Below are 5,489 nucleotides of genomic sequence, written 5' to 3'. Positions count from 1 at the left end.
GACATGACAGAGCGGGACGCTCGGAATGACAAGTTTCAGTTTTTTAACGCAGATAAACACAGATTCACACGGATGGGACACAGATACTGAAAAACACGGATAACGCAACAATACCAGCCAGGGCGCAGTCGGAATAACCATTTTTGTCACCTCGAGCGTAGTCGAGAGGTCTACAAGAGATAGTTTTCTCCACTACGCTATTGCCCAAGAACAGCAGATGTCTCGACTTCGCTCGACATGACAGAGCGGGACTCTCGGAATGACAGAGTGGGTCTCTCGGAATGCTCACTTTTTTTTCCTCCATTCTCCATTCCTAATTTTCACCTCATACCTCATACTTCATACTTCATACTTCATACTTTTCTCTCCCTCTCGCCGCCGAAAAATCAACACTTTTCTAAAATCCACTTACTACTTTTTTGATTTTTCACCTTTTATACTGACATAAAAAATCAGACGGAGGACTTTATGCTTTTAAGTCGCATTTTTCCAGCAATATTTTCTGCTTTCACTTTGATTTCTGTTTCGTCTTGCACTTTTGACAGCACTGTGGAAAGCGTAAAAAAAGAAGGACAGAACAACAGCGAACAGGAAATCCGCTTTGACGAAAATCCGCTGGATAAAAAAGGACTCTGCTACAATCATCTGAACGAAGCAGAAGTTACTTCCCTCGTTCAGGGAACGGACGGCATAAAATGGGTCTACAACTGGGGAACGCACCCGACGGAAGCCGAAGATTCACTTTTTAGGGCAAATGGGATTCTTTACATTCCCATGCAGTGGGGCTTAAGCACGGAACAGAGCCGTAAAGAACTCAGGGAATATTACAAAAATCACCCGGAATGCAAATATCTTCTCGGCTACAATGAGCCAAACCTTAAAACAGCCGGAGACGGCGGCTCAGAAATCACACCGACGAAAGCTGCCGACGACTGGAAAAATCTCGAAGACATTGCCGAAGAATTTAATCTCAAGCTCGTTGGACCTGCCCTTCAATATTCGGGAGCAATTTTAGGCGACGGCAAAAATTACGATACGCCTTCAAAATGGATGGACGCTTTTATAAGCGCGTACAAGAGAAAATACGACCGGGCACCGCGCTACGATTATTTTGCACTTCACTGCTACATGAACTGGCCAGGCGCGCAGGAAGGCTACATAAAAGAACACGCCCAAAAATACAAAAAGCAAATCTGGCTTACGGAATTCTGTGCATGGGAATACAACAACGGAGGACAAAGCGAAAGCGTTGACAAACAGACTTCTTCCATGCTTGAAAAAACTGCATTTATGGAATCAAGCACGCTTGTAGCAAAATACGCGTGGTTTATGAGCCACGGAAACGCAACGACCATTCCGTTCAATTCAATTTTTAATGCAGACAACAACATAAAAAACGGAGACGGCAGCCTGACTTCATTAGGAAAAGCTTATCTTGGGCTTAGCGAGTAAAAACAAGGAGGAAATATGAAATCAACAAAGCAGGAAATTAAAAAAACTTCTGACAGTCTGTGCAATTTTGGCGCTTACGTCAACTTCGTGCGGATTCGTCCCGGAAGAAGAAGAGGTAAGCATGAATATTGGCGAAAGGCAACTTGTATGGAGCGATGAATTTGACTATTCCGGCGTTCCTGCCACCTCAAAGTGGAAATATCAGACTGGAAAAAGTGGCTGGGGCAACAATGAGCTTCAGAATTATACCGACAACTCAACGGTGGCAGATACAGCAATCGTTGAGGACGGCTGTTTAAAAATCAAAGCGAAATATGAAAACGGTGAATGGAAAAGTGCCCGCTTGAATTCAAAACAAAGCTGGAAATACGGAATCATTGAAGCAAGAATGAAAATCACCGACAAAAAAGGCGCATGGCCTGCATTCTGGATGATGCCAGAAAAAAGCGAATACGGTAGCTGGCCGAAAAGCGGCGAGATTGACATTATGGAAAACGCGCCGAGCACAAACGGTGAGCACACGATTTTCAGTTCACTTCACGCCGAAGGACATTACAGTGCAAGCCCAAAATCTATCGGGCGGAAGAATTTCGGTTCTGACTTGTCCGCAGACTGGCACACAATCAGCGTTGAATGGAACGAAAGCCAAATTACCGCATACTACGACGGCGTGGCCCAGCAAACTTATTACAACGACGGAAGCGGTTACGTAAACTGGCCGTATGACAAGCCGTTTTACATCATTTTGAACCTAGCCATCGGCGGAAATCTCGGCGGAACCGGCGCTGCAAGTGCACTCCAATCAACCGGCACAGAATTTCTAATCGATTACGTCCGCGTTTATCAATAACGCCCCGAAAAACTCGGTGGTTCAGTCTGTCAAAACCACTTCTCCACTGTCACCCCGAACTAGTTTTGGGGTCTTTTTTTTGCCGCAGGAGCCGTGATTCTGAATCAAGTTCAGAATGACATCGATTCTGTTCACTTCCGAGTTTCATCTGCATCAAAAACTTTCCGATTTCTTCAATTTTGTGTTTAATTTTCGGTTTTCCGAAAAACACAAACCTTAAAGAAAAATATCTCCCTACAAAAATAAAAAAAACACCAAGAGAATAGGACATAGAAAAAAACAAGGAGGATTCTCTATGAAAAAACTCTCAAAAACATTTTTAATTCTTGCAAGCTCACTTTTCGTTGCGGCAAACGGATTTTTTGTCTCATGTAGCGACGACGCTGGCGACGACGTAAGCCCTGTAACAAACACACCAAAACCGCTCCCTGACGATGAAAATAACTCGCAGCCAGAACCAATAATCGGCGACTCATTCAAACTTTCAGATTTGGACGATTACTACAAAAAATATTTCGTAAAATCTGGTGAAGCAGGTCCTGAAATCGCTGACTGGGGAGCCGGAAGCGAAGCAAAGCGGAACGAAAACAACACATGGACAATCAAATCTTCAGACTCAATGTGGACTGGAGTTGGCGGAATTGCAGCCGCGTTCACAGGACTTGAAGAAGGCGCTCTTTCCGGCTACGAGTATATTGTATTTACTGCAGATATTTCAAACTTCACAATCAATACTGAAAAGAACGAGGGAAACTACGGAGTAAACATTCAAATTCCAAAAGTGCAAAAGGCAGTTACAGATAATTTTGTAATGAATGCAGACGGAACGCGCACCTACTACGCAAAAATTTCTGACTTCGGCTCTGCCCCGGAAACTGCTGTGGAATTTGCCTTAATTGCAGGCGGAAGCGGAACTTTCGGTCTTAAAGAACTCTATTTTGCCGCAAAAGAAAATCCAGCAGAAAAAGCCGTAACTAAAATCACAATCTCCGCATCGGCAGAAAAACTTGAGCAGGGCGAAAAAATCCAGTTTACGGTAAAGGATTCGAATTCCAAGAACATCACGGAAAATGTAACTTACACGCTTTCAGGCGACGCAGCACAAGGCTCTTCAATTGATAAAAGCGGATTCCTTACAGCTGGAAATAAAGCTGGCTCGCTCACGGTAAAGGCTTCCTACACGGTTGACGAAAAAACATTCGAAACCGAAATGACAGTAACGGTACTTGGAACCTTGCAGAATCTTATATCAAAAATCGAGCTTGAAAAATATACAGACGCTTCTGGAGCAGGAAATTCTGCTGTTTCAATTGAAGACGGAATAGTTTCTGTTTCAAAACCTGCAGCAAGCGGCTGGGGCGCATGGTCATCGCAACTTTTCCTTACAATATCTTCTGACAGCACACCGATTTTTAATGCCGGAAAAAAATACTTTATTTCAGCAACTCTTGAATCTGACTCAGATTTGAACGGTTGCATTTGGAAAGGCGGTGATAATGAAGGCTACCTTTTGCAGGAAAAGATTGAGCTTAAATCTGGCGAAGCTGTAACTCTTGTAAAAGAAATCGAATTCACTGCAACATTTGATAAGTTTCAATGCATTTTTGCCTTTGGCGAAACAGGAGCTGCAAATATCAAGATTTCCAACTTTAAGATTTACGACATCACAGAGTAAATCCTGACTTTTCCTGCAGTCTTCCCGGATGAACCGGCATCTGCTGATTCATCTGGGAATGTATCCATATCGATTTCTAAAACCAAAAAGGAAATTTTATGAAAAAATCAAAACTCTTTCTTGCAGTGGCAAGTTCTGCACTTATTCTTTCAAGCGGATTCTTTCTTTCATGTAGCGACGACGCTGGCGACGACGTAAGCCCGGTAACAAAACCTTCGGAACCGATTTCTGACGACGAAAACAACTCCGTTCCAGAGGACGGAAATCAAAACGAAAATCCAGATGAAAACGGCGGACAAGATTCTGCAACCGAAGCTGCCCTTCCGATTATTCCAAAAGGCGCAAATTCCACAAAAATCGAAGGCGCAGGAATATGGATTTATCTTGACAACAGCGAACTAAAAATCAGCGGGGCAAATGCCGCTGCCTTTGCAAAAAAGACAACCGTTACGCTCACGGATTCCACAGACAATTCTTCCGTGCCGGTAAAAAGCTTTCAGTTTGATGATTACGGGCCGAACGAATCAACAGTCCGCCTTATGATTCTTATGAATGATGCCGCTCACACCACTCTAAAGGCAAACATTTCCATACGGGCAAATGGCAAAAATTACGCGGGAACTGCAAAATTCAAGAACGGGGCCTACAAGTTTGACTTTGCCGTTGAAGATTTGATTGTAAACACTTCCACAAGTGCTTTAGAAGTTCCGCAGGGCGAAAGCATCGGGCTTATCGTTACGGACACGGTTTACAAAACGGACATTACCGAAGACTGTGTTTTTGAAGTTGATGCAGAAGGCATATTAATAGAAGAAAATATGTTAAAAGTCTCAGAATCGGCTCCAGAGGGCGATATTACTGTAAAAGTTACGCACAAATCTGGAATATCGAAAACTCTTGCGCTCAAAATCGTTGCAAGCGGAACTAAAGTCGGCATAAACTGGGATTCGGTCAACTGGCTCGGAAACGGCTCCGGAGATGGAAAAAATACAGATAAATATAAAATAAAAGGCGACGTAAAGGAAATCGTAAATATTCAAAAACCCGGCTGGGAAAACCTAAAGGAAGCAGGAATTTTTGTCGTAATGAATTCAGGAATTTCAGAATGTTCTTTGGGGTCAGGAACCGATAAAACTGATTTTTATATTCAGGGTGCAGGAATCTTACTGTACCTTTCAAACTTCACTCAAAAAGAAACGGAATTTACCATTACAGACACAACCGGTCCTCATACCGTAACCGTTTATTTTGCCGACGGAAATTAGCTTTTCAACGCGAATTCTAAAAGAATCATAAGCATTTTTGTCACATCGAGCGCAGTCGAGAGGTCTACAAGCGATAGTGTTCTCCATTCCGCTGTTGTTCAGGAACAGTAGATGTCTCGACTTCGCTCGACATGACAGACTGGGACGCTCTGAACTAGTTTCGTGGTCTTTTTTTTCCCGCAAGACGACAGAGATTCTGAAACCAGCTCAGAATGACAAACTTTTAGATTTTAAACGCAGATAAACG

General features: G+C 43.2%; 5 protein-coding genes. All 5 read left to right on the top strand.

The features are described from left to right. The first annotated feature begins 468 nt into the window (after nt 1-468). The 5 genes from JI65_RS16205 (at nt 469) to JI65_RS16185 (ending at nt 5,242) form a co-directional block, all read left to right on the top strand. Complete coding sequence (locus JI65_RS16205; protein ID WP_191018207.1) at nt 469-1,452, top strand: glycosyl hydrolase; 984 nt, start codon at nt 469-471, stop codon at nt 1,450-1,452. Between the two features lie 15 nt (nt 1,453-1,467). Next, complete coding sequence (locus tag JI65_RS16200) at nt 1,468-1,611, top strand: hypothetical protein (protein WP_191018206.1); 144 nt, start codon at nt 1,468-1,470, stop codon at nt 1,609-1,611. Next, nucleotides 1,574-2,302, top strand: a complete 729-nt coding sequence (locus JI65_RS16195) for a glycoside hydrolase family 16 protein (RefSeq protein ID WP_191018205.1) — start codon at nt 1,574-1,576, stop codon at nt 2,300-2,302. The genes JI65_RS16200 and JI65_RS16195 overlap by 38 nt, the downstream gene beginning before the upstream one ends. 295 nt (nt 2,303-2,597) lie before the next feature. Beyond that, on the top strand, nt 2,598-3,977 hold the full coding sequence (locus JI65_RS16190; protein ID WP_191018204.1) for an Ig-like domain-containing protein: 1,380 nt from the start codon (nt 2,598-2,600) through the stop codon (nt 3,975-3,977). A gap of 98 nt (nt 3,978-4,075) precedes the next feature. Further along, a complete protein-coding gene (locus tag JI65_RS16185; protein ID WP_191018203.1) occupies nt 4,076-5,242 on the top strand; it encodes a hypothetical protein in 1,167 nt (388 codons plus the stop codon). Nucleotides 5,243-5,489: the final 247 nt, after the last annotated feature.

The sequence above is a fragment of the Treponema zioleckii genome (assembly GCF_014737315.1).
In the GTDB taxonomy this organism is placed as follows: domain Bacteria; phylum Spirochaetota; class Spirochaetia; order Treponematales; family Treponemataceae; genus Treponema_D; species Treponema_D zioleckii.
Note: the sequence above shows the minus strand (reverse complement) of the source record. Positions and strands in the feature narration are given on the sequence as shown.